Annotated in this window: 20 protein-coding genes and 3 pseudogenes; 8 read left to right on the top strand and 15 right to left on the bottom strand. The window is 69.0% G+C overall.

Annotated features, from left to right (window positions below):
- Positions 1-23: 23 nt before the first annotated feature.
- Complete coding sequence (locus ACIQPR_RS46640; protein WP_403663054.1) at positions 24-164, bottom strand: hypothetical protein; 141 nt, start codon at positions 162-164, stop codon at positions 24-26.
- 264 nt (positions 165-428) lie between these two features.
- Here ACIQPR_RS46640 and ACIQPR_RS46635 point away from each other — a divergent pair, with 264 nt between their 5' ends.
- Positions 429-968, top strand: coding sequence for a hypothetical protein (locus tag ACIQPR_RS46635; RefSeq protein WP_403663051.1), 540 nt, complete (start codon positions 429-431; stop codon positions 966-968).
- A 162-nt stretch (positions 969-1,130) separates the two neighbouring features.
- Here ACIQPR_RS46635 and ACIQPR_RS46630 read toward each other — a convergent pair whose 3' ends face one another.
- Entirely contained in the window at positions 1,131-1,982 is an 852-nt protein-coding gene (locus tag ACIQPR_RS46630; protein WP_403663048.1) for a LysR family transcriptional regulator, read from the bottom strand.
- A 95-nt stretch (positions 1,983-2,077) separates the two neighbouring features.
- Here ACIQPR_RS46630 and ACIQPR_RS46625 point away from each other — a divergent pair, with 95 nt between their 5' ends.
- Positions 2,078-2,809, top strand: coding sequence for an SDR family oxidoreductase (locus ACIQPR_RS46625; RefSeq protein WP_403663045.1), 732 nt, complete (start codon positions 2,078-2,080; stop codon positions 2,807-2,809).
- 68 nt (positions 2,810-2,877) lie between these two features.
- On the opposite strand, the gene ACIQPR_RS46620 is transcribed toward ACIQPR_RS46625, so the two are convergent.
- From ACIQPR_RS46620 to ACIQPR_RS46570, 11 genes and pseudogenes are all read right to left on the bottom strand, one after another.
- Positions 2,878-3,453, bottom strand: coding sequence for a cob(I)yrinic acid a,c-diamide adenosyltransferase (locus ACIQPR_RS46620; protein WP_403663042.1), 576 nt, complete (start codon positions 3,451-3,453; stop codon positions 2,878-2,880).
- Positions 3,454-3,487: 34 nt separating this feature from the next.
- Entirely contained in the window at positions 3,488-4,396 is a 909-nt protein-coding gene (locus ACIQPR_RS46615; RefSeq protein WP_403663039.1) for a phosphotransferase family protein, read from the bottom strand.
- Positions 4,389-5,633 carry an MFS transporter gene (locus ACIQPR_RS46610; protein WP_403663036.1) on the bottom strand — a complete coding sequence of 415 codons (1,245 nt, stop codon included), beginning with the start codon at positions 5,631-5,633 and terminating at the stop codon, positions 4,389-4,391. Before ACIQPR_RS46610 ends, ACIQPR_RS46615 begins: the two co-directional genes overlap by 8 nt.
- Positions 5,630-8,215, bottom strand: coding sequence for a lantibiotic dehydratase (locus ACIQPR_RS46605; RefSeq protein ID WP_403663033.1), 2,586 nt, complete (start codon positions 8,213-8,215; stop codon positions 5,630-5,632). Before ACIQPR_RS46605 ends, ACIQPR_RS46610 begins: the two co-directional genes overlap by 4 nt.
- Positions 8,212-9,147 carry a PHP domain-containing protein gene (locus ACIQPR_RS46600; protein ID WP_403663030.1) on the bottom strand — a complete coding sequence of 312 codons (936 nt, stop codon included), beginning with the start codon at positions 9,145-9,147 and terminating at the stop codon, positions 8,212-8,214. The genes ACIQPR_RS46605 and ACIQPR_RS46600 overlap by 4 nt, the downstream gene beginning before the upstream one ends.
- Entirely contained in the window at positions 9,147-10,199 is a 1,053-nt protein-coding gene (locus ACIQPR_RS46595; protein ID WP_403663027.1) for a hypothetical protein, read from the bottom strand. Before ACIQPR_RS46595 ends, ACIQPR_RS46600 begins: the two co-directional genes overlap by 1 nt.
- Positions 10,196-11,287 (bottom strand): arginase family protein, encoded by a 1,092-nt coding sequence (locus ACIQPR_RS46590; RefSeq protein ID WP_403663024.1) that lies wholly within the window; start codon positions 11,285-11,287, stop codon positions 10,196-10,198. The genes ACIQPR_RS46595 and ACIQPR_RS46590 overlap by 4 nt, the downstream gene beginning before the upstream one ends.
- A gap of 1 nt (position 11,288) precedes the next feature.
- Positions 11,289-12,629 carry a B12-binding domain-containing radical SAM protein gene (locus ACIQPR_RS46585; RefSeq protein ID WP_403663021.1) on the bottom strand — a complete coding sequence of 447 codons (1,341 nt, stop codon included), beginning with the start codon at positions 12,627-12,629 and terminating at the stop codon, positions 11,289-11,291.
- Positions 12,630-12,678: 49 nt separating this feature from the next.
- Positions 12,679-15,261, bottom strand: a complete 2,583-nt coding sequence (locus ACIQPR_RS46580; RefSeq protein ID WP_403663018.1) for a lantibiotic dehydratase — start codon at positions 15,259-15,261, stop codon at positions 12,679-12,681.
- A 578-nt stretch (positions 15,262-15,839) separates the two neighbouring features.
- Positions 15,840-15,962 (bottom strand): annotated as a pseudogene (locus ACIQPR_RS46575) (IS481 family transposase); the annotation flags it as partial.
- Positions 15,962-16,759: an alpha/beta fold hydrolase gene (locus ACIQPR_RS46570; protein ID WP_403663015.1), complete on the bottom strand. Its 798-nt coding sequence runs from the start codon at positions 16,757-16,759 to the stop codon at positions 15,962-15,964. The pseudogene ACIQPR_RS46575 and the gene ACIQPR_RS46570, both read right to left, overlap by 1 nt.
- A 36-nt stretch (positions 16,760-16,795) precedes the next feature.
- On the opposite strand from ACIQPR_RS46570, the gene ACIQPR_RS46565 reads away from it, so the two are divergent.
- The 4 genes and pseudogenes from ACIQPR_RS46565 to ACIQPR_RS46550 all read left to right on the top strand — a co-directional run.
- Positions 16,796-17,416: a TetR/AcrR family transcriptional regulator gene (locus ACIQPR_RS46565; protein ID WP_403663116.1), complete on the top strand. Its 621-nt coding sequence runs from the start codon at positions 16,796-16,798 to the stop codon at positions 17,414-17,416.
- Between the two features lie 306 nt (positions 17,417-17,722).
- On the top strand, positions 17,723-18,190 hold the full coding sequence (locus ACIQPR_RS46560) for a hypothetical protein (protein WP_403663011.1): 468 nt from the start codon (positions 17,723-17,725) through the stop codon (positions 18,188-18,190).
- A 209-nt stretch (positions 18,191-18,399) separates the two neighbouring features.
- Positions 18,400-18,501, top strand: a pseudogene (locus tag ACIQPR_RS46555) (transposase); the annotation flags it as partial.
- A gap of 89 nt (positions 18,502-18,590) precedes the next feature.
- Positions 18,591-18,965 (top strand): annotated as a pseudogene (locus ACIQPR_RS46550) (IS630 family transposase); the annotation flags it as partial.
- 9 nt (positions 18,966-18,974) lie between these two features.
- Here ACIQPR_RS46550 and ACIQPR_RS46545 read toward each other — a convergent pair.
- Both ACIQPR_RS46545 and ACIQPR_RS46540 read right to left on the bottom strand, forming a co-directional pair.
- Positions 18,975-19,409, bottom strand: coding sequence for a hypothetical protein (locus tag ACIQPR_RS46545; protein WP_403663008.1), 435 nt, complete (start codon positions 19,407-19,409; stop codon positions 18,975-18,977).
- Positions 19,410-19,729: 320 nt separating this feature from the next.
- Positions 19,730-20,353, bottom strand: coding sequence for a TetR/AcrR family transcriptional regulator (locus tag ACIQPR_RS46540; RefSeq protein WP_403663005.1), 624 nt, complete (start codon positions 20,351-20,353; stop codon positions 19,730-19,732).
- Between the two features lie 70 nt (positions 20,354-20,423).
- Here ACIQPR_RS46540 and ACIQPR_RS46535 point away from each other — a divergent pair, with 70 nt between their 5' ends.
- Entirely contained in the window at positions 20,424-20,846 is a 423-nt protein-coding gene (locus ACIQPR_RS46535) for a hypothetical protein (RefSeq protein ID WP_403663002.1), read from the top strand.
- A 540-nt stretch (positions 20,847-21,386) separates the two neighbouring features.
- Entirely contained in the window at positions 21,387-22,220 is an 834-nt protein-coding gene (locus tag ACIQPR_RS46530) for an alpha/beta fold hydrolase (protein ID WP_403662999.1), read from the top strand.
- Positions 22,221-22,225: the final 5 nt, after the last annotated feature.

Raw genomic sequence — 22,225 nt, 5'->3', positions numbered from 1 at the left:
GGGCATGTGGTGGGAGCCGGGGATCACATCGTGCGGACGGTGATCGTGCTCGCGGAGACGCTGAAGCAGGGAGCCGCGCCGTTCTCCTGCTCCACCTCCATTTCCTGAAGGGCGAGGATCCCGGCCACGTCGGACGTCTGGGCCGGCTCGATCATCTGGATCACTTGTGCCTCCGGTGGGGTTGTCGTGCGGCGGTGGGAGTGACGGGCCGGCGGGTCGGGCGGCGCCGGTTCCTGTCGGCCGGGGTCGACGGTAGGCAGTCCCGGTTCAGGGTTCTGCTGCGATCGGTATGCGACGGGTACTGCCGCAGGTGGGGATGGTGTCGGAGGGGCCTCTGTGCCGCAATGGACCACTTCGCGACGTACAACCTTCCGGAAGGTCGCTGGTCTGAACAGGCACACACCTACGCGAACTACTGGGGGGTAGTCATGCGACGGTTAGCCACTGCACTGGTCACGATGATGCTGGCGGGCGGCAGCCTGCTGGTCGGCACGGCTTCGGCGGTGGCCGCGCCGACGACCGCGGACTGCGCCGTGACGTGGGGGAGTCTGGACAAGACGGGTGCCTCTGTCGCATCCCGTCGACTCACCGACGTCAGGGCTGGACAGCACGAGTGCTTCGACCGACTGGTCTTCGACGCCCAGGGCACGGCGGCCGATCCGATCGGCTACAGCGTCCGGTACGTCGACGTACTGCACCAGGACCCGTCCGACGTCGTGATTCCGGTCAAGGGCGGAGCCATTCTGGAGATCTCGCTGTTCTCCCCCCGCTACGACCCGGCGACCGGACAGCCCTACCCGGCGCTCCCGGGCGTCGACGTCACCGGGTACCGGACCTTCCGGGAGTTCAAGTTCACGGGTGGCTCCGAGGGATACACCCAGGCCGGACTGGGCGTACGCGCCCGGCTGCCGTTCCGGGTCTTCCAGACGGCCAACCATCTCGTCGTGGATGTGGCTCACACCTGGTGACCCCGTGAGGCCGGGGCGCGTCTCCTTGGCGCGCTCCGGCCTCCACTCCACCCCGGAGGATGGTTGCAAGGGCGGGCGCCCGCTGGGCGCCGGTCCGGAGCGGGATACGGACGCCTGGTGAGCCGGCATACGACGGGTGGAACCTGGCCGGACGGGCGGGAACTACGGGAGGCATGTCACGGTCCGGACGAAGTCGGCGACGGCTCTGGACCGGCTGTGCGGTGGCCAGGCGATCACGGTGGTGACTTGCGGCGCGTCCAGCACGGGCACGGCCGCGACGTCACCGTGCAGTTGGGCTCGCGACGACTCGGGTGTGACCACACAGGCCCGGCCGAGTGCGACGAGTTGCAGCACCTGGGCGTGGTCGCGGACTCGGGGGCCGGGGCCGGGCGGGTAGGTGCCGTCGCGGTTGGGCCAGCGGGGCAGGGGCAGGCCCGGCAGCCCCGTGATGTCGGCCATGTGCACATGGGACCTGACGGTGAGCGGATGCCCGGCCGGCAGGACCACCACTTGGCCTTCCGTGCCGAGTTCCTCGGTGTGGAGTCCAGCCGTCGAGTCGAAGGGCCGGTGCAGCAACGCCACGTCGGCCCGGCCCTCGCGCAGCAGTCGTTCCTGCTCGGCCGGGCCGCACAGGATCACGTCGACGGGGACCGCGTCGGGTTCGGCGGCGTACGCGTCGAGCAGTTTCGCCAGCAACTCGCTGGACGTGCCGGCCTTCGTGACCAGGACCAGGCCGGGCCGGCCGGTCACGGAGAGGGCGACGCGGCGGGTCCTGCGCTCGGCGGCGTCGACCGCGTCGAGGGCGGCCCGGCCCTCGGCCAGCAGCACCGAACCGGCCTCGGTCAGAGTGACCGTACGGCTCGTCCGGTCCAGAAGTGCCGCACCGAGGCGGCGCTCAAGCTGCTGGATCGCCCGTGACAGGGGCGGCTGTGCGATGCCGAGCCGCTGCGCGGCGCGCCCGAAGTGCAGCTCTTCAGCCACGGCGACGAAGTAGCGCAGTTCCCGGGTCTCCATCCGGCCACCGTACTCCGGACCGATACCTGGAAGGTATCGATGCCCCCTCGATCGGTCTTGGACCCCCACCGGGGTCCAAGAGCAGCATGGACGCCATGAGCGAACGAACGATCGCGCTGGTCACCGGCGCGAACAAGGGAATCGGCTACGAGATCGCAGCGGGCCTCGGCGTCCTCGGCTGGAGCGTCGGGGTCGGCGCCCGCGACGACCGACGCCGCGAGGACGCGGTGGAGAAACTGCGCGCGGCCGGCGTCGACGCGTTCGGAGTACCACTGGACGTGACCGACGACGCGAGCGTGACCGCCGCCGCACGGCTGATCGAGGAAAGGGCCGGGCGCCTCGACGTGCTCGTCAACAACGCGGGCATCGCGGGCGCCATGCCGCAGGAACCCACCCGGATCGACCCGGCCACCATCCGGACGGTCGTGGAGACCAACGTGATCGGCGTCATCCGCGTCACCAACGCGATGATGCCGCTGCTGCGCCGCTCCGCCTCGCCGCGGATCGTGAACATGTCCAGCAGCGTCGGCTCCCTCACCCGGCAGTCAGGAACGGCCGCTGAGCGGACGACCGGGCCGGTGGCCGCGGCGTACGCGCCGTCGAAGACGTTCCTGAACGCCGTCACCCTCCAGTACGCCCGGGAGCTGAGCGGCACGAACATCCTGATCAACGCGGGCTGCCCCGGCTACGTGGCGACCGACCTCAACAGCTTCCACGGCGTGCGCACCCCTGAACAGGGCGCGGCGATCGCGATCGAACTCGCGACCCTGCCCGACGACGGTCCGACCGGTCAGTTCTTCGAGGACGCCGGCGAAGTGCCCTGGTGATGTGCGCGGCGGTCACGAAGTCGTGGAAGGAGAGACCCTCTCTCCTTCCCGGCGGAACAACAGGGTGTCTACCGGTTGGCGCCCGGCTGCCAAAGGACGTCCCCCCGGGCGACGTTGGCCTGCCGGGCGAGAATGAAGAGCAGGTCGGAGAGGCGGTTCAGGTACTTCGCCGTGTTGCTGTTCATGGTCACCCCGTGCTCGTCGAGAGCGGCCCAGGTCGTGCGCTCGGCACGGCGCGCCACGGTCCGGGCCTGATGGAGGAAGGCGGCACCGGGCGCTCCACCGGGGAGGATGAAGCTGCGCAGTTTTTCAAGACCCTCGTTGAAACGGTCGCACTGCTCCTCCAGGAACTCTATGTACGAGTCCTCCACCCGAAGCGAGGCCGTGTCGCCCCCGGATTCCGACAGGGGCGTGCAGAGGTCCGCGCCCACGTCGAACAAGTCGTTCTGGATCCGCACCAGAAGCGTGGCGATCTCGTCGGAGAGGTCTCCTGCCGCGAGGGCCACGCCGATCGTGGAGTTCGCCTCGTCCACGTCGGCGTAGGCGGCGAGGCGCTTGTCCAGCTTGCTCGTTCGGCTCATGTCGCCGAGGGCGGTCGTGCCGTCGTCTCCCGTCTTCGTGTAGATACGGGTGAGGTTCACCATGGCTGCTCCGAGAGGTTCGAAGGGGAATGAACGGTCACGTGTGACGCGCCGTCACCCTGAGGGCGAGTTCTCGCGCGTGGTCGGCCGCGGCCGGTCCGCGGCCGGGGTCGGGCGCCTCGGAAAGGAAGACGAGAGCCAGCATCAGCGCGGCGTCCAGTCGGCACACCGACAAGCACGGATCGCTGTCGGGCGGAACCGTCGCCGTCCTCGCGTATCCGCTGCGGATCGCCTCCACATCGAGCTCGTTCTCCGGATACCGGGCGTACTCGACAAGGCGCCCGAACTCCGCCGAGGGGGCGCCGAGCAGGGCGTTCGACCAGTCCAGCAGGGCGACGGTCCGCCCCTGCCGCCGCCGGATGTTGTCGCTGCGCACGTCGAGGTGCAGGAGGCAGGCCTCGGTGAGGCCGGTGAGACGTCCGGCGAGGAGGGATGCGTCCGGCGGTTCGGGCCAGTCGTCGACAAGGCGGCCGATCTCGGCCCAACGGCGCCCGATGCGTGCCGTGATGGCACTCGCCGTAGGAACTCCCTCCGACGCGACGGGCGTCAGACGCGGTGGCGGCACCTGGTGAAGCCGCGCGAGGAGTTCCCCGAGGGCGAAGGAGTCGAGTTCCGATCCGTCGTCGGGTACGTAGGCGGACAGCAGTACGTCAGGGGACGCCGGTTCGTCCGCCAGGACGAGTTCTCTGGCCTCGGGGACGGGCAGACCGTGGGCGGCCAGATGCCTCGCGATCTCGTACTCCTGAACGAGCAGGGCCCGGGTGTCGACATGGGGGTCGTTGGCGTTCGAGTCGAACCGCCGGTGCGCGAGACGTACGGCGACGGGCCGCCCGTCGCGCTCCCGCGCCCGGTAGACGGAGAACTCCAGCCCCTTGCCGACCAGTTCGAGGCCGCTCAGGCCCCACCGTTCGGCCAGGCCGTCCAACTCGGCGAATCGCTCACTCATCATGTGCACCCTCGGGGGTCGTGCGGTCGTCGGTGATCCTGCTGTCCTTCAGCAAGGTGAGAGCAATGGGCAGGCACATCACCAGTGTGACCGCGCCGCCGACCGCGAAGGCCGTCCGCGGTCCCGCCGACGTGCTCAGCCAGCCGAAGACCAGCGCGCCGAGGGGCATCGTCCCCCAGGCGAACAGCCGGTACACGCCCGTCGCCCGGCCGAGGAGGCGATCCGGGACGAGTTCCTGCCGCAGGGACACGGCCACGACGTTCCAGACCATGAGGCCGAACCCGGCGGCGCCGTAGCCGATGGCGACGACGTACACGCTGTCGGTCGCCGCCACCGCCAGACCGCCGACACCCATCAGCGCCAGGTTTCCCACCAGGGTGGGGACCCGGCCCATCGTCGCGGTCATACGGCTTGCGGCCACGCTGCCCACCACGCCCCCGGCGGCTCCGGCGGCGAGCAGTGCCCCGTATGCGGCGTCCGGGAGCTTGAGCACGTCGCGCACCAGGATCACGAAGACGGCGATCTGCCCGAGGTACACGGCGTTGATGACGCCCGCGGAGAGAGTCAGGGCGCGCAGCAGCGGGTCACGCAGCACGTGGACCAGGCCCTCGCGGATGTCGGCCAGGAGCCGCGGCCTGGCCGTGGACCGCACCGGCTGCGGCCCGCGCACGCCGGACAGCAACGCTGCGGACATCAGGAAGGACAGCGCGTCGAGCAGCAGGGGAATCGCCCTGCCTGCCACGAAGAGCACACCGCCGAGTACATGGCCCAGCAGATCGCGGCCCACGGTCTGGAGCGCGAAGAGCCGGCCGTTCGCCGCCTCCAGCTTCTCCTTGGGCACGATGCTCGGCAGCAGGGCGAAGGACGCGCAGTCGAACAGCACCTCCCCGACACCCAGCAGGAACGCCGCGATCAGCAGGGGCCACAACGTCAGCCGGCCGGCGGCGAGCAGCACCACGGTGACGATCAGGGTCACGGCGCGCAGCAGATCGGCGATGACCATCAGCCGACCGCGCTCGAACCGGTCGGCGTACGCTCCCGCCGGCAGGCCGAACAGCAGCCAGGGCACGGTCGTGGCCGCGGTGACCGCGGACACCTGGAACGCGTCGTGCAGCAGCGCGGCGGCCAGCAGCGGAAGGGCGGCGAACCGCATGCCGTCGCCGACCGCCGACGCGCTCGCGGCACCGATCACACGGTGATAGCCGGAACTGAAACGGAAGGCGGTGTGCGCGCTCACCTCTGGGCTCCCGGTGAGAACACGGCGCACCGCAGCTCGCTGGTGTAGCGATGACCGCGCAGGCTCAACCAGCGTTGGTCGGGCGTGGGCAGCATTTCGGAGATCTCCAGCGTGCCGTCCTTCCGTGCGGCCAGGCGGCACAACTGCCGTACCAGGAGCGGCGCGTGCCAGTCGACGTAGATCGGCTTCGGCTCGCCGGGGACCTTGACGAAGACGTGCCGGGGCAGGCCGAGCTGGGAGCGCAGCCGACAGGCCGCGACGAACTCGGCGGCCTCCTCCCCGCCCGTAGGTCCGGCGGGGCCGTCGAAGGCGGCCATGCCACGCAGGCGGGCGGCGGGGACCCGCCAGGTCTCCCGTTGCAGGACGACACGGCCGCAGCGGATACGGGGGATGTGCTCCAGGGCGGGGGCGTCCAGTCCCGCCCCGCCGAAGTGACGCGGGAAGGCGAACGGGGAGAGCGGGTCCTGACGGATGCTCGGTCCGCCGGCCGGGGGTGCCATGAGGCGCAGCCGTCCCGCGACACCGTGGGCGCGCAGCTCCAGCCGTTCGTCACGCAGCACGACGTACAGCTGGGAGGGCTGCATGACCCGGTCGCGCGACTGTCCGGAGCGGCCGTACACCTCCAAGTCGTAGCAGGGGTAGACGAGTTGCGTCGACGACTTGTCCGGATGGCCGCGCGACAGGTTGGCGAGGACCTCGCCGTCGTCCAGCAGGGACAGGTAGCCCTCGTAGACCTCCGGCAGCAGCTCCGGGGCGCGCTCCTGGATCAAGGGGCCGAAGCTGGTGTGGGTGATGACCTCCCGTACGGCGTGGCAGTCTCCGATCACCGCGGTGAACCGGCCCTCGCGCAGGTCCTGACGGCTCGTGGCGGCGAACAGCACGTCCGGATCGACGACGGCAGCGGGCGTACGGGGACGGGCGGCGAGGATCGCCTCCATCCGGTCCCGCTCCACGACGACCTCCGGCCGGTCCACACCCCCGTCCCCCAGCAGGGCGTCGGTGATCACCCGGTCGAGCGCGGCCAGTTCGGCCTCGACGGCGGCGCACTCCTCCTCAAGGGCGTGCCGGTCCCGGAAGAACTCCGAGTAGAGGCGGTCCAGGGGGACCTCGACATCGGCGCCGAAGCGCTCCGCCACCCATCGCGTGAGGATGGCGAGCTCACGCCGCATGCGAAGCCGTGGGCGCGCGAGCACGGTCTCGTACACGATGGACAGTTCGTCCGTGATGAAGCGGGCGATGTCCGGGCCGATGGTCAGGCCGGCCGGTTCGCCGTGGGCCTCCTCGAACAGGATGCTCCGGTCGGCGTAGTGCAGGCCGCTGTTGCGGTTCGCGGCGGTTCCCGTCAGGTTCTCGAACCTCGCCTTGGTCGCGGTCAGCGCGGCCGGGCGCTCGGCGAGCGGCAGCTGCGCGAAGCGGGCCAGGTCCTCCTCGAAGCGGCCGATGGCCGAGAGCATCGGTGCGGCCTCTTCCGGTGGAGCGGAGAGCAGGAGTCGGCGCAGCGCGGTCAGGGGCTCGTGGTCGCCGACGGGGATCTCGAACTCGGCGACCACCCATTCGCGCGCGACCAGTTCCTTCAGCACCTGCTCGAAGGGAACGGCGGTGTGGGAACCGGGGCCGGTGTCCCACTGCGAGCGCAGCTCGCGAAGCGTCCGCCCGCCGTCGCAGCGCCGCCACAGCCATTCCTCGTGCGCCGCCGCCCGCCTGCCTCCGAGGTGCTGGAAGTTCCAGTCGGTGTCCAGTCCGTCCCGGGTGGTGAACGCGTAGAGGTCGATACGGCCGTCGCGGAGGAAGGACAGCGGGCGCCTGCGAGGACGTACGAAGTCGAACAGGCCGGGGACCGCCGCGGCGCTCTGAGCGAGCTTCTCGGCGGCCCAGTGGCTGAAGAGTGTCCGGCGCTCCATCTCCCGCTCCGAGGTCCATGCGATGCCCGGCGCGTCGCCGACCCGGCCCACGGTGAACGGTCCGAAGTGGGAGTGGGTCTCGTTCTTCGTCGTCACTCGCTGGAGGTACATCGTGAGCAGGTCGGTCATCCTTCGGGTGTGCCGACCCATGTCCCCCTCGAAGGAGTCGAGCCATGCGGCGAACTCCGGATACGCGGCGTCGTTCGACAGCAGCAGCACGTGCCGCAGGCGCTCGTCGCCGAATGCCTCGACCACGGCGATCCGTGCGCGGTCCAGGCGGGCGCGGTGCCGGGCGGTGAAGCTCTCCTGTTCTCTGGCGAACTCCGCTGCGAAATCCTGGTAGGCGCGCAGGGCGCGCGCCGCCTCGTCGGGAAGTGCCCTGACGGCACGCCGCAGTTCACGGCCTGGCAGGGGCCGTAACTGGCCCACGCGCGACGCCGACTGCGGGCAACCGGGTACCGGGTGCCGGCGCAGCACCGGTTTGAGGTCCCGCGCCAGCGAGGTCAGCCTGCTCCGGCTCTCAAGGAGAGCGTGGGCCTCGTCGACGGAGGCGGTGTCCACGAGGCGGGTGAGCGCCTCCATCGGAAAGCCGGCCTGCCGGAGTACGACGATCGGGACGAGCCGCCACGCCCCGCCCGGGACGGGGTTCGTGGTGGTCTGGGAGTCGTTGACGCTGATCACAACCCTGCCTCGGTGCTCGTGCGGACGGGACGACGGTCGTGCAGCGCGTCGACGACGGCCAGGGGATCCGCGGGGAGAGCGGGCAGCAGGCCCGGTCGCGGCGCCCAGGGCTTGACCCGCACCCCGTGGTAGTCGGACCCGGCGGTCGCGACCAGGCCGAGCCGGTCGCACAGCTCGCCGAGGCGGTCGCTGTCGGCGGGCGTGTGCCAGCTCGTCCACACTTCGAGGCCGGCCAGTCCGGCTTCCCGCAGCGGCTCCAGCAGCGCCACGCACTCGGAGCCGTCCAGGGCGGTGACGAACTGACCGGGGTGGGCCAGGACGGCGACCCCGCCCGCCTGCTCGATCCAGGACAGGACGTCGACCACGTCGGGCTTCTCAGGATGCTCCACATGGAGCGGCCGACCGGGACGGCACCAGTCGGCCACGAGGCGGCCATGCACCTCCGCCGTGTAGTCGGCGAACCTCGGGTCGCCGTGCGCCGCCTCCAGCAGCAGGGCGAGATAGTCGCCCACGTAGGCCACACGGTGGCCGCCGAGGCGCCGCACCACGTCGTCCCAGGCGAGTGGCACGCCTATGGCCCGCGCGCGATCGGTCCAGCTGCGCCACCACGCCAGCTCGGCGTCGTGGACACCACCGATGCGTTCCTGGAACCGCAGGTCATGGGGGTCGACGAAGTAGGCCAGACAGTGGGTCTCCTCGCCCCGCCAGGTGGCGGTGACCTCGCAGGCCGGTACCACGGTGAGGCGTCCGTCGACGGCCTGCTCGAACGCGGTGAGGCCGGCCATCGTGTTGTGGTCGGTCACGGCCGCCACGCGCAGCCCCGTCTCGACACAGTGCCGTGCCAGCTCGGCCGGGGCCTCGTCGCCGTCGGAGTGCCGAGTGTGCAGGTGCAGGTCGACCGGGCCGGCGAGAGTGGCCGGTGCCCCCCGCATCAATGCGCTCCGGGCAGGGAACGCCGCCAGGACGCGGCCAGCCATCGCTCGTATGCGAGGCCGGCCGGGGTGTCGATGACCAGGCACAGCGGCTCGATGACGCGCCCCGGGCCGCCCGCCAGGCCGCCGTGGAGCATGGTGAGGTTGTGACCGAACAACAGGTCGCAGTGCTCACCCGGTGCCAGTACTTCCCAGCGGCGTCGGAACTGCGCCCAGGTCAGGCCGGTGGCCATGAGCACTTGGTGGCAGAAGAGACGGGCCGCCTCGCCCTCGCACTCCCCGCAGGCACAGCGCTGGACCAGCGGTACGGCGGCGGGATAGCGGACCCGCTCCTCCTTCGTCAGCACGGCCTCGCCGTGGTGGAAGGACAGGCCGTGCCACAGGGGTTCCTCCAGCCCGAGCATGGCCCCGAACGACGGATAGGCGCAGCCGTGCTCCGGCTGACGCTCCAGCCCCCGGCGCAGGTTGTCACCGATCCAGCGTGCCGCCGTGGCCGGCCGATCGTCCCCTGCGCCGATGCCCCGCCGGTCGAGCACGTCGTCGATGACGCCGAGCCAGTCGTAGTACGTGGTGACGCTCAGCCCTTCTCCCACGTCGGGCAGGAAGATGCCCTGGTACATCTTGTGCGCGGGAGTGGTGGTGTAGCCGGAGCCGCCGAACTCCCGCCAGGCGGGATCCCAGCCGGACGCGTCCAGGAGACTGGGCGTCAGGTACGAGCAGTGCTGTCCGTCGTGATGGGGCAGCAGGGTCCGGGTGGAGAAGCCCTCGGGTACGTACGTCTGCTGCGGTCGGTCGATCTCCAGCCGCATCTGCCCGGGGGCGCCACGGGCGATCAGCGCCGCGCGGATCCGTTCGGCCAGCGCCGCCGACAGCCGGCGGCTCTCCTCGACGCCCAGCCGCAGGCGGCCGATGCGGAACACCGCGAAGCCGACCCGGTGGATGATGTCGACGGACGCGGCGGCCAAGTCGTCCAGTGCCCGCTCGCGCCGGTCCGGCGACCCGGAGACGAGACCGGCGCAGTCGAACTGAGCCTCGGTGGGGGTGAATTTCACTGCTGCTCCAGGGGTTCGGCGGAGGCGCTGTCGGACCAGGGCGCGAACTCGGGCGGTGTGCACTCGGTGCGGAAGAGGAACTCGAAGAGCAGGCGGGCCGCGATCTGGGCGGTGCCACCGGACGGGTCGTAGCGGGGTGCCACCTCCGCCACGTCGACGGCGCCGACGGGCAGCGCGCGGAGTTCCTCGTAGACGTCCAGGAGGTCCCCGGTGCTGATGCCGCCCATGGTCACGTGGCCGGTGCCGGTTGCCGAGGCGTTGTCGAGCACGTCGATGTCGAGCGAGACGTAGACCGTGTCGCACCGTGAGCCGAGTTCCTCGACGAGGGGGCGCAGCGCGGCGGCGCCGTCCCTGACGAGCTGGGAGCCCGGCACGATGTGGAAGCCGCTGTCGATCAGCCCTCGGTACTGGTCGTACTTGGTCACGTCGCCGACACCGACGAAGGCCATGTCCTCGGGGCGCATCTGCGGGATCTCGCTGATCCTGCGGGAGTTGGAGCCGTGGTAGAGCGGCCCGTGCAGTGTGCTCCAGTTGCCGAAGTCGAAGTGGTGGTCGATGTTGATGAAGCCCACGCGGCCCGCGCCGCGGTCGAGCCGCCCCGCGCGGAAGCCGGCGAACGTGGGGAACGTGCAGGAGTGGTCACCGTTGAGGAAGACCAGCCGTGGCGCGGACTGGCTCAGCCGGCGGCTCTCCGCCGCGACGGCCTGGAATGTCCGCACGGTGTTCGTCGGGTAGACGTGCAGGTCACCGGCGTCCGCGACCTGGGGGGCGCGGTAGCGGAAGGACTGGCCGGTGCGGGTGTCCAGCATCCGCCACTGGCCCAGACTGGTCAGATAGCTGGAGAAGACCAGGCTCGCCTGTCGGATGGCCCGGGGGCCCTCCGCGGCACCCGGCCGGGAGCTGGCGGTGGCGTCGAAGGGGACGCCGGACACCACCCAGCCGTCCTCTCCCACGTCCACCCGGTCGGCGGAAGTGGTGGGGGTGCCGAAGAGCGTCGCGACGCCGGCCCATCCCGGCAGCGGGTCCTCTTCGAAGTCCTCGGCCTTGACGCTGTTCTGAAGTGCTTCGAAGTCGGGGAGTTCGGTCATCTCACTTCACCTGCGCAGAGGACGTGGGAACGGGCATCGGAGTGCGGATGATGTCGTGCGCAGCGGCGATCTTCTCCTGGAACAGGTCCCAGCTCGCTTCGGGAGACAGGTGCCGCGGCCGGTAGACGACGGGCAAGTCCTCCCGCCAGTCGGCGAAGTCCCAGTTGAATACGCGCTCGCGCAGCCTCGGGAAGTCCGGGGTGAGCGGATAGGGCACGAAGTTGTAGAGATTGAAGAGCCACAGCGCCGAACTGTTCTCCCGCATCCAGTCGACGGTCTGGCCGTGTGCGGCCTCCGTCTCCTCGTCGAGGCCGCCCATCATGTTGAGCACGACCTTCAGGCCGGCGTCGCTCAGCTTGCGGATCTTCGTGGTGTAGTCGTCGAGGCCGCGCGAGAGCTTGTTGAGCCGTTTCAGCATCTGGGAGTCGGCGGACTCGAAGCCGAGTTCCACGGCGACGACGCCGAGTTCCAGCATGGCGTCGACGATCCAGTCCTTCACCTGCATCACATGTGTCTGCACGATGAACCGGTATCCGGGCCGGTCACGGAAGACGTCCAGCAGGTTGGCGACCGCTTCGCGTGACTGGCCGAACGTCTTGTCGCCGATGTAGAAGAGCCGGGTGTCCGGGAACCGGGCGGTGAGTTCGTCCACTTCCTGCTTGAGGGCACTCTTCTCGACGAGGGTGAGCTGCTTGCTCCAGGCGTCGCCGCAGAAGGAGCACTGGTACAGGCATCCGTGGCTGGCGTTGAGCCGCAGCAGCGGGACGCGGCCCTCGTAGCCGCCGAGATGGCGGTAGTCCGGTGCCCAGGTGATCCGCTCCGACGCCAGCCCGGGCAGAAGAGGTTTCTCCAGGTCCCCGCCCGTTCCGGAGGCGAGCCCCACGAGCCTGCGGACGAAGGTGGCGTCGAGTTGGCCGCGGTGCACGGCGTGGACGGCGCCGTCCGGGGCGAGCGGGGCCATGTTCCCGCCGAGGACGACACGGCGTCCGGCGTGCTCCAGGTGTTTGGCCACGTCCAGAGCGAGGCGGAAGTTCTGGGCGAGAGGCGACATGAGGACCAGATCGCCGGGGGCTGTCGCCTCCAGCAACGGTGCGGAGCAGACGTCCGATTCCGGCGGTGTCCTCGACAGGTCACGGAAGACGGAGTCGATACCCGCGGTGTCCAGCAGGGCGGTCAGATGAGCGACCCACAGCGGCATTTCCCATAAGCCGTCGCTCGGGATGAAGTATTCGGGAAGTAACGCCTTGAATCTCCGGTCGTAGTCGTCGTAGTAGTCCGACAGACGGGGGTCCGGGTCATGACTGGACGGGAAAGGAAGTTGGACTATGCAGCTCTTGGGCATGGTTGTCCCTTTGTTCGATGATGATGCGGGCATCCTCGAAGTGGAATGGTCAGCGTGAACCGGGGGAGAAGACCGCACAGCGCAGTTCGCTCGTGTGGCGTTTCCCGTCGATGTCGAGCCAGAGTTGTTCCGGTGCCGGAAGCATTTCGCTGAATTCCACGGGGGAATCGGACTTCCGGGCAAGACGGAAGATCTGCCTGACGACGAGAGGGGACTCCCAGTCGACGTACACCGGTTTAGGCTCGCCGGGGATCTTCAGAAAGCCGTGGCGAGGCAGGCTCAGGTCACGGCGGAGCCTGCGAGCGGCGGCGAACTCGGCCGCGTCGCCCTTCGCCGATCGGGTGCCGGGGCTCCATCCGCGAAGGACGTCCGCCGGTATACGCCAGCGCTCGCGGTGCAGTACGACTCGGCCGCAGCGGATGCGCGGCACATGGTCGTGGCCGACGCTGCGTATTCCGACGCCTCCGAAGTGCCGGGGGAAGGCGAACGGGGACAGCGGGTCCTGGCGGATGCTGGGTCCGCCGGCCAGCGGGGCGAGCAGTTTCAGTCGGCCCTCCACTCCCTGCGCGCGGAGCTCCAGGCGTTCGGCGGTTGCCACGACGTAGAGCTGATGAGGTTGGAGCACGGCGTCCCGTGTCTTCGGGGACAGTCCGTGGACCTCCAGGTCCGGGCAGGGGTAGGTGAGTTGGGCGGCGGTCTTGTCCGGATGCGCGCGGGAGAGGTCGATCAGCACCTCGTCCTCATCCAGAAGGCTCTGGTACCGCGCGTAGATCTCGTCGAGCAGTTCGGGAGCCTCGGCCTGCATCATCGGGGCGAAGCTGGAGTGGGTGAGCGCCTCGCGGACGGCATGGCAGTCGCCCACTACGGCGAGGAAGTCGCCGTCGGCGAGCGCGTCGGTGTCCCGCGCGGCGAGCATGACGTCCGGATTGCACAGCGCGGGTGGCGTGGCCGGATGGCGTGCGAGCAGTGCTTCCAGCCGGTCCCGGTCGACGACGGTCTCCTGCTGATCGCCGGTGGTCCCGGCCAGCAGTACGTTCGTGATCTCGCGGTCGAGCGCCGCGATGTCCCGGTCCACTTCCTCGCACGCTCGGGCGAGTTGGGGCTTGTCCTCGAAGAAGCCGGCGTAGAAGTGATGGAGCGCGACAGGGTTTCCCAGGCCGAAGCGTGCCTCCATCCAGCGGTGCAGGATGTCCTGCTCGCGGCGGACCCGGAGCCGGGGAGCGAGCAGTGTCAGGTCGTAGACCACGGACAGCTCGCGGCTGATGACCTTCTCGACGTCCTGGCCTAGGGTCATGCTCCGGACCGGGCTGTACGCCTCCTCGTAGAGGACGCTCCGGTCGGCGTAGTGCAGACCCTGCGACCGGTTGGCAGGGGTCCCGGTGATCTCCTCGAAGTTCTTCTTGAGGCGGCTCAGGAGAGTTGCGCGGTCTTCGACCGGACCGCCGGCGAACTGCCGCAGCGTGTCGTCGAACCACCGCACGACCGCGAGATCGGCCGCCCCTTCCTCCAGGTGCCCGGTCAGCGCCCGGAGGGGATCGGCGGCCCCGACGGGTATCTCCCAGCGGGCCGTCAGCCAGTCCTTGCTCACCAGTTCACGCAAGGTCTCGTCGAAGGTCCGGCGGGGCGGGGTCCCGCGTCGCGCCCATGCGGCACGGAGCCGGGCCACCGTGCGCTCGCCGTCGCACCGCTCCCACAGCCATGACTGGTCGTCGTCGAACGTTTCAGCCGTCACCTCGACGAAGCGCCAGTCGTCCGGCATGCCCGTCCGCGTCTCGAACGCGTACAGCCGGACCCGCGAGTCCTGGCTGAACGCCAGCGGGCGCCGCCGAGGACGTACGGTCTCGAAGTGCTCGGCGGCGCTGCTGAACGTCTCGGCGATGGCCTCACCTGCCCAGTGACTCAGGAAGGCGACGCGACGGAGCGGACCGGTGGACCAGGAGATCCCCGTGGCGTCGGGTGCCACCCGGGCCACCGCGAGAGGGCCGAAGTGCGAATGCGTCTCGTTCTTCGTCGTGACCCGCTGGAGGTACATGGTGAGCAGGTCGGTCATACGCCTGACATGGCCGTCCGATCCCCCTCCGCCACCGTCGATCCAGCCGACGAACTCCTCGAAGCGCGCGTCGTTCGACAGCAGCAGAACCTGCTGGAGCGCGGGGTCCCTGAACAGGCGTACGACAGTCTCGCGACCGCGAGCCAGCGCGGCGGCGTGATCCTTCTCGAAAGCGACCCACACGCTGTCCAGGGCCAGAACCGCGTCCTGGTAGCGCCTGACCATCTCCACGGACGCCGGGCCGAGGTCCGCCTCCAGGCGCGCGAGGTCCCGCGGCGGGAACGGACGCAGCATGCCCACCCCGGAGGCGATGTCCCCCTTCGTACCCACGCGTTCCTCGCGCAGCAGCGCTTTCAACTGCTGCGCGACCCGAAGCGCCTCGTCGCAGCGGGTGAGTACGGCATCCGCGGCGTTCGGACTCGACGAATCGGCCACTTCCTGCAGGAGAGAGCACGGGAATCCGGCGTGGCGCAGGAGCATGATCGGGGCGAGTGCCCACTCGTTGCGGTGATGGGATCGGCCGGTCAGGGTGGTGCCGCCCCGTAGCCGTGCGTCGTCCTTTTGCTGTCCTTGTCCGTCCATGACTGCCCCCGTTTGGCCGTTCAGTGCCCAGACACTGCGTGACGCTAGTCATGCGATGAGGGGTCTTCAATGGCATATGCGCGGGTTGGCTGAGTTCAAGCCAAAGATGGTGTCGTCGCTCTCAGCCGGTACGGAAGAAGGCTCGCGGACACGGCCATCGGCGGGAAGGAGACCCGGGTCGGCCTGGAGGTCCGCCGCTTCTTCCGTGCCGACGCGGAGTACCCCAGGAAGACGTTCGTCGAGCCGGTCGAGGGGCTGACCCTCCGCCACGAACGTCGGACGGTTCCGCTCCAACAAGCCCTGGAACAGCTGGCCTTGGCACGGGTACGGGTACGGCAGGCTGAGACCGGGTTGGCCCCGAACACGGGGACGGGCGCCGCCGATTCCGCGAGAACGACCTCCGCCCTCGCGGGGTTCGAAGACGACGGTGTCGTCACATCGCTCATGGCAGCGGGTCGCCCTGTCCGGCAGTCGTGCCCTGGTGGGCCCGGATCGCCGAGATCACGGAGTCGGTGGTGCGGTCGAGGTGGCTGCGGCCATCGGGGAGTTCAATCGGGGAGTTCAGCGGTGGGGCTGATGGATGCGCATGCCCTGGAGATGCCCATCACCGCGGCACCGCGGGCGATCGGGCGTGACTGGCATCGCTCGACAAGTCGCCTACGGTCCTCAACGGAGAGCGGCGCGTTGCCGTGGCTGCCCATCACGTCGCGGCGAGGCTGTTGAGCAGGCGCCCCAGTTCTGCCGGCGCCTGAATGTGGGCCAGGTGACCCTGGCCAGGAAGTTCGTGGACCGCGGCATGCGCGACGTGCTGCCGCACAAGGTCGAATGACGTTCCGTAGGGGGCCGTTCCTCGATTACGCCGGCCGATGATCAAGTCGACTCGCTCCGCCTGCTGCGCCATCACATCCGGCGGCGGTGTCGCATTGAGCGCGCCGAGTTCGGCGTACAGCGGTCTGCTCAAGCGACGCAGTATCGCCCAACTGTGGGGATCGGCCCGAAGGTCATCGACATACGCTGCGGAGAAGCCGGAGATCCGCCGATTGACGATCTCGACGCAGCGATCCCAGTCCGCCGTCTCCGCTGCCGCTTTCAGGTCCGGCAGCGCATGGCGTCCGAACGGCCGCATCACCGGCTCATAGGCGATCACCTGGTGAATCGGGCGCTCGTTGGTGGCCAGCAAGGTGATCATGCCGCCGTAGCTCCAACCGAAGAGAGCCCGCGCGCTGTCGAACTCGTCGAGGACCACGCCGAGGTCCTCAACCTCGGTCCGCAATGAGTACGAGTTGGTCAACGGCCCCGAGGGGGCACGGCCACGACGGTTCACGACCACCACTGAGGGCCAAGCGTCGATGGCGCCCGCCACATCGCGCCACGTATGCGCGTCGCTCATCACGCCCGGGACGACGACGAGGCCCGGAGTGTCCGGCTCCCCGTACACATCGACCGTGACCCAGCTGTCTCCACCGACCGGCAGTGTTTTCTGAATCGTTCGCTCCATAAATCTATTATGGAGCGAACGATCTACAATGCAAACGTGACTGAACGCAACCGCGGACGCCCCCGAGCCTTCGACCGCGACCGAGCGGTCCTTGACGCCGCTCGCCTCTTCTGGCGACGCGGCTACTCCGGCACCTCGACCCGCACCCTGGCCGCGACCCTCGGGCTTTCCACCTCCAGCCTCTACGCCGCCTTCGGCAGCAAGGCCGGACTGTTCGAGGAAGCGGTGCGGACCTACGCCGAGCGTTACCGCGAGATCTACCAGCAGGCAGTCGCCGAGAACGACATCCAGACGGTCATCGACCGCATCCTCACCGACTCGGTCCACGAGTTCACCCAGCCGAGCGAGACGCACCCCGGATGCCTCATCAACAGCGCCGTGATGACCGACAGCACAAGCACACTCGATACCAGCGCCTACATCACCGAACTGCACAGCACGAACGAGCAGGCCCTCCTCGCGCGCATCGAAAAAGCGATCCAGGACGGGGAACTAGCCGCAGGCACCAACGCATCCGCCCTGACCGGGCTCATCCAATCCGTCTGGCACGGACTGTCGGTGCGATCCAACATCGACACGGCTCGCGAGGACCTACTCGCGACAGCGCAACTTGCTCACCGGCTGATCTGCCAACAACTCACGTCACCAACGTCCTGACCCGCAACGACTAAAGGGCGTGAAATGCAGCACGCGGCGGTCCACGGCCTGGAGTTCGGCGAGGATCTCACTGCTGGGCATCGCCATTGGTTCGGCCCTTCTGGCGCGAACTTGGCGAATGTGGCGAACGTGGCGAACAGAGCAGGATCGGGCTTCGGTGCGATTGGGGGTAAGCAGACTATCCCCGAGGGGCTCGGCGCCCGGCCTGGACGAAGCCGTAGCGTCATCGAGAACTTGCCCAGCTCGTCACGAGGGTGCTCGGTAGGCTGCGTCGGGATTGTTCGGGAGATCAGATGGGGAGGGCCGATGCGCAGGCTCCTTGTCGAGCACCGTTTCGTCGTGCCGGTGTCCTTCTACCTTTTCGGTATCCAGGACATCGACGAGACCGCCCTCGACTCGCCCTTCCCCGACGGGGCGGTGAGCGGTGAACTGGTCACGGTTCTTCCGGGCCGATTGGATGTCACCACGGGGGTGCACACGCAAGCCGTGGCCTTGCATGTCCAGTGCTGGTCCGGCGAGCCGGGCCGCCTGGAGGGCGGGGACGGCTGGGATGCGACGGCGTCGGGGTCGCTCACGGTGCCGAGTGGGGGTATGGCGGTCTGGGAGGTGATGGGCCGGACGCCTGACACGTTCGCTCTGCCGGATGGAGCCGGGGCCTACCAGTTCGATGCCTACGACTCCGGACGCGAACAGGCCCGCTCGCTCTCCCGGCACAAGGCCACATGCATACCTCAGGAAGTTGAGGAGATCACCGTGCGGTTCTGGCCCAGCTAAAGAGCTCGTGCACGGTTGGCCGTAGCTCGGCGCTCAGGTGGCTCGTTGAACTGTGCATGGTGGGGGCTGGGGCTCGTGAGTTGATCGTGGAGGAATACCGGATCACCGGGTTGTGTCCGGTGGTGATCGCTGAACTCATCGCCGAGATAGGCCCGTTGTGACACGAACGGCATCAGGCGCGTCTGGCGGAACGGCCGTGGCAACGGGCGGTGGGAGCCGGGGCGAAGCACCGGTTCGTCTTCATCTACCGGCTGCTGGCCACGCTGGTGAGTCTGCGCCACGGCACCACGCATGACGTGCTGGCTTGCTGGTTCGGCGTGGACCGCTCCACCATCACCCGCGCCATCGGCGAGGTGCGGCCCCTGCCCCCAGTGGACACCCTTCTCGCTGCGGATGCGGGCTCGTTTCACTCCGTGCGGCCCGCCCGGACGGCGCTCCGATCTACGTCATCCTCGATAGCCTGTCCGCCCATAAGGGCGAGACCATCCGGCGCCGGGCGAGGAAGGACCGGGTCGAGCTGTGCTTCACCTCGACCTACGCGTCCTGGGTCAACCTGGTCGCGGCCCACTTCGGACCCTCGCGGTAGTTCACCGTTGCCCACTCCCATCACCGCAGCCACACGGCCCAGACCGGGGCCCTGCACGCCTGCCTCCGCCGGCGCAACACCCATGCCCGCCGCCCTGACGTCCTCGCCGCCCAGCGCCGCGAACGCGCATGTATCCGCAGCGATAAAGGCATCCGATGGGGCGGGCGGCCCGTCGATGAAGCAGGGTGAGGTCAGGTCTCAGGCCTGAGGTTCGCTCCGCAGGTCGACGAAGCCGGATTCGATGTCACCGCGGAAGGTGAGGGCTTCTTCGCCGATACCGAGGGCACCCAGCAGGAGGGCGAGAGCCGCGTCGACGTCAGCCTGGGCGCGGCTGACCCAGACGAAGACATCGGGGCAAGGGTTGCCCTCCAGTCGGCTGAGCGCAAAGTCGATCTTCTGGATACGGAACATCGCCGCATCCACCGCGCCCAGGTCCTCCCAACCTCGTTCGATGTTCAACCGCAGCCGCGTGGCCAGAACGTCCAGCGACGGCGACAGGCCGGCAACCAGCCGGAAGGAACTCGCCGCGTACTCCCACATGCTGGCCTGGAAGGCCGGGTTTCGCTTGCCGCCCTGATACTCCAGCGCGCGTTCCCAGTCCGACTCCGCTCCAGGAACCTCGACCTCCGCCATGCGCCCCCCACCACGCCGCTGAGCCGTGACCGCTCATTCTAGAAGCTCAGTTCCTGGCGTCCCGGATCACCAATCCGGTGAACGTATGCGGTCACAGCACGAGCCATACCCGGCACGGCGACCAAAGGTCCAACGCGAGTTCGCGCAGTGCACCTCACCGGTACCCCGCCGGATCGAGTCGGAACAAGTCTTCCATCTGGACCTCCGCCCGCGATGCGTCGCACTCCCATGGCTCCGCGACGGCCTTGTCGGCCTGGTGGAAGCCGTCGCAGATCTGACTCGCGAGGGTGAACCCGAAGAGACCTCATCCTGACTGCCCGTCACGAGACGTCTTCATCGTGGTCGTTGAGGGACATCCCGCACGTCAGAGCGCGGGCGACGTCGGCGAAGTACTGCTCGTCGGCATCAGGTGCGAGACCGAGCGGGACGCCCTGGCTGAGGCCGATGAACAGTGCCCTGAGCGCCGTGGTCAGGCGTTGCGCCTGTCGCGGCGTCACGAGGGTTCCGTTGTGCGATCTTCCGGTGAACAGCGAGATCAGGTGGTTCTCCTGCGCCCGTACGGATGTGGCGAGTTGGGCCCCAAGTTCTGGGTCGTGCAGGGCCATGTCCAGCAAGGTGATCTGGAGTGACAGGCCGGACAGCGCGTCCGGGGCGTCGCAACTGCGCCAGTAGTACCGGGCGAAGGCGTCGACCGCTTCCAGCAGATCGAGTCCAGCGGGAACCGTCTGCTCGATCTCCTCGTAGTAGGGCCGCAGGTGGTCGGCGACCAGAGCGACCACCAGGCCGTTCTTGCTCCCGAACAAGGAGTAGACGGCGCCGGTGGTCAGGTCGGCGCGTTCGGCGATCTCATCGAGCCTGGCCCGGTATCCGTCCCGCGAGACGACCTGGAACGCGGCGTCCAGCAAGGCGCGGCGGTTGCGTTCCTTGGCCTCCGCTCTCGTCATTCTCATAGTTTGATTATTACCATAATCTACTTACGAAACTAGTTCAGGACGAGTTTTGAGGAGGACGCTCATGGCCCAGGTCGTGACATCGCGGGTGACCCGCCAGACGGTGGGGGCCATTGCCGATGGCGCCTTCAAGGTGCTGCTCGGCGCTGTCTACATCGCCGGCGCTGTCCCACTCGGCCGGTTACTCGGCACGTCGGCCTGGCTGATGGTCCTCTCCGGCGTGGCCCTGCTGATCGGCGGCGGCATCGAGATCAGATACACGGGCAGCCGGTCGATGCGCACTTGTACGTGGCTCATGCTCGCCTACGACAGCGGCTGGGTGCTGACAGCCCTGACCGGGCTCCTGATGGCGCGACACGGCAGTACCGCCGGGGGTGAACTCTGGATGGGGTATCAGGCAGCCGCCCCCATCATGTTCGCCGCACTGCTGATCGCCGCCGCCCCTGCGCAGATGACCACCGGCACTCAGCCCGACACCTCGGTTTGAGGGAGACGGTCGGCCCAATCCCGTTTCCCTCAAGCCGAGGCACCCCAGGTCGGGCACTCACGCCGCCTCACCTTGAGCGAGACCGGACACGGCTCCGCCTAACGCCTCGTCGCTGAGCCGCCGTTGGACTGCGTGTCGGTCAGGTTCGAGGACGCGATTCCGGTACGGCCGTCTCGGTACGGCCGTTTCGGTGGCCGCCGGGTGGGCGCCATTTCCCAGGCTGGTACTGGTCGGCGACGACCGGGCAGCACCGCAGAGACGGGTCCCCTGACCGACCCTGTCACAGGCGAACTCGCCGACCTGGTCGAGAGCATGATCATCGGTAGGAAGCTCAACGGGAGGCAGATCTGGAAAGAACTCATAGACCACCACGACTACTTGGTCACATACGACAGCATCCGCCACTACATCCGATACACACGATCCCAACAGTGCCGGCACGAGCAGAATCGTTGACATCCAGATGCGGGGCGCGCCCGCCGCGGGCCGTTGGCGACATTCGTACAAGACCGGCAGCCGCCGCCTTTGCACTATCGCTCCATGAACACCCACGACGCACAGCACGCGCAGCCGATGCATGTCGACCGTGACGGACCGCGGGACGCACCGCCACTGCTGCTCATCCACGGGTCTGGAGCCTCGGGCGCCTCCTGGGGGCCGGTGGTCCCGGCCCTCGCAGCCCGTCATCATGTCGTCCGGATAGACCTCCCGGGCTGCGGCCAGTCCCCGCGCGCCAGGTCCTACAACGTTCCGGCGCAGGCGGGCCGCGTGGCGGCGCTGCTCGACGAACTCGGGCTGCGCGCCGTCACCGTGGCCGGCCACTCCAGCGGCGGATACGTCGCCACCGCGCTCGCGGAGCAGCGCCCCGACCTGGTGGGTTCGCTGGCGATGATCAGCACCGGCCCGCACCTCGACGCGCTCCTGCCGCAGTCGGCCATCCTCCGCGTGATGCTGGCACCGCCCTTCGGGCCGCTGCTGTGGTGGCGGCGTTCGGATGCGATGATCCGCAAAGGCATCGGCGCCACGCTCGCCGGGCCCGCGCCCATTCCGCCCGGCATGGTCGCCGACGCGCGGAGTACCACGTACCGCGCGTTCCGCAAGGTGCTGCGCGAGAACACCACGTACCTCGCCGAGCAGTCCGTGCCCGAGCGGCTCGCCGCTCGCGGGCTCCCGGTGCTCGTGGTCTTCGGCGCCGCCGATCCGCGGTGGGATCCGGCGTCGGCACGCCAGTACGACGTCGTGCCGGACGTGCGGGTCGAGATGCTGCCGGGCGTTGGGCACATACCCATGCTGGAAGCGCCCGAGCTGGTGGGCCGGCTGCTGCTGGACTTCGCGACTCTGTGCGCCGGAACCCCGCCGGCAGGCCCGGCCTAGACTGG

The sequence above is a fragment of the Streptomyces sp. NPDC091280 genome, assembly GCF_044768565.1.
In the GTDB taxonomy this organism is placed as follows: domain Bacteria; phylum Actinomycetota; class Actinomycetes; order Streptomycetales; family Streptomycetaceae; genus Streptomyces.
The sequence above is the reverse complement of the archived record's forward strand: the minus strand, read 5'-3'. Positions and strand labels throughout refer to the sequence as shown.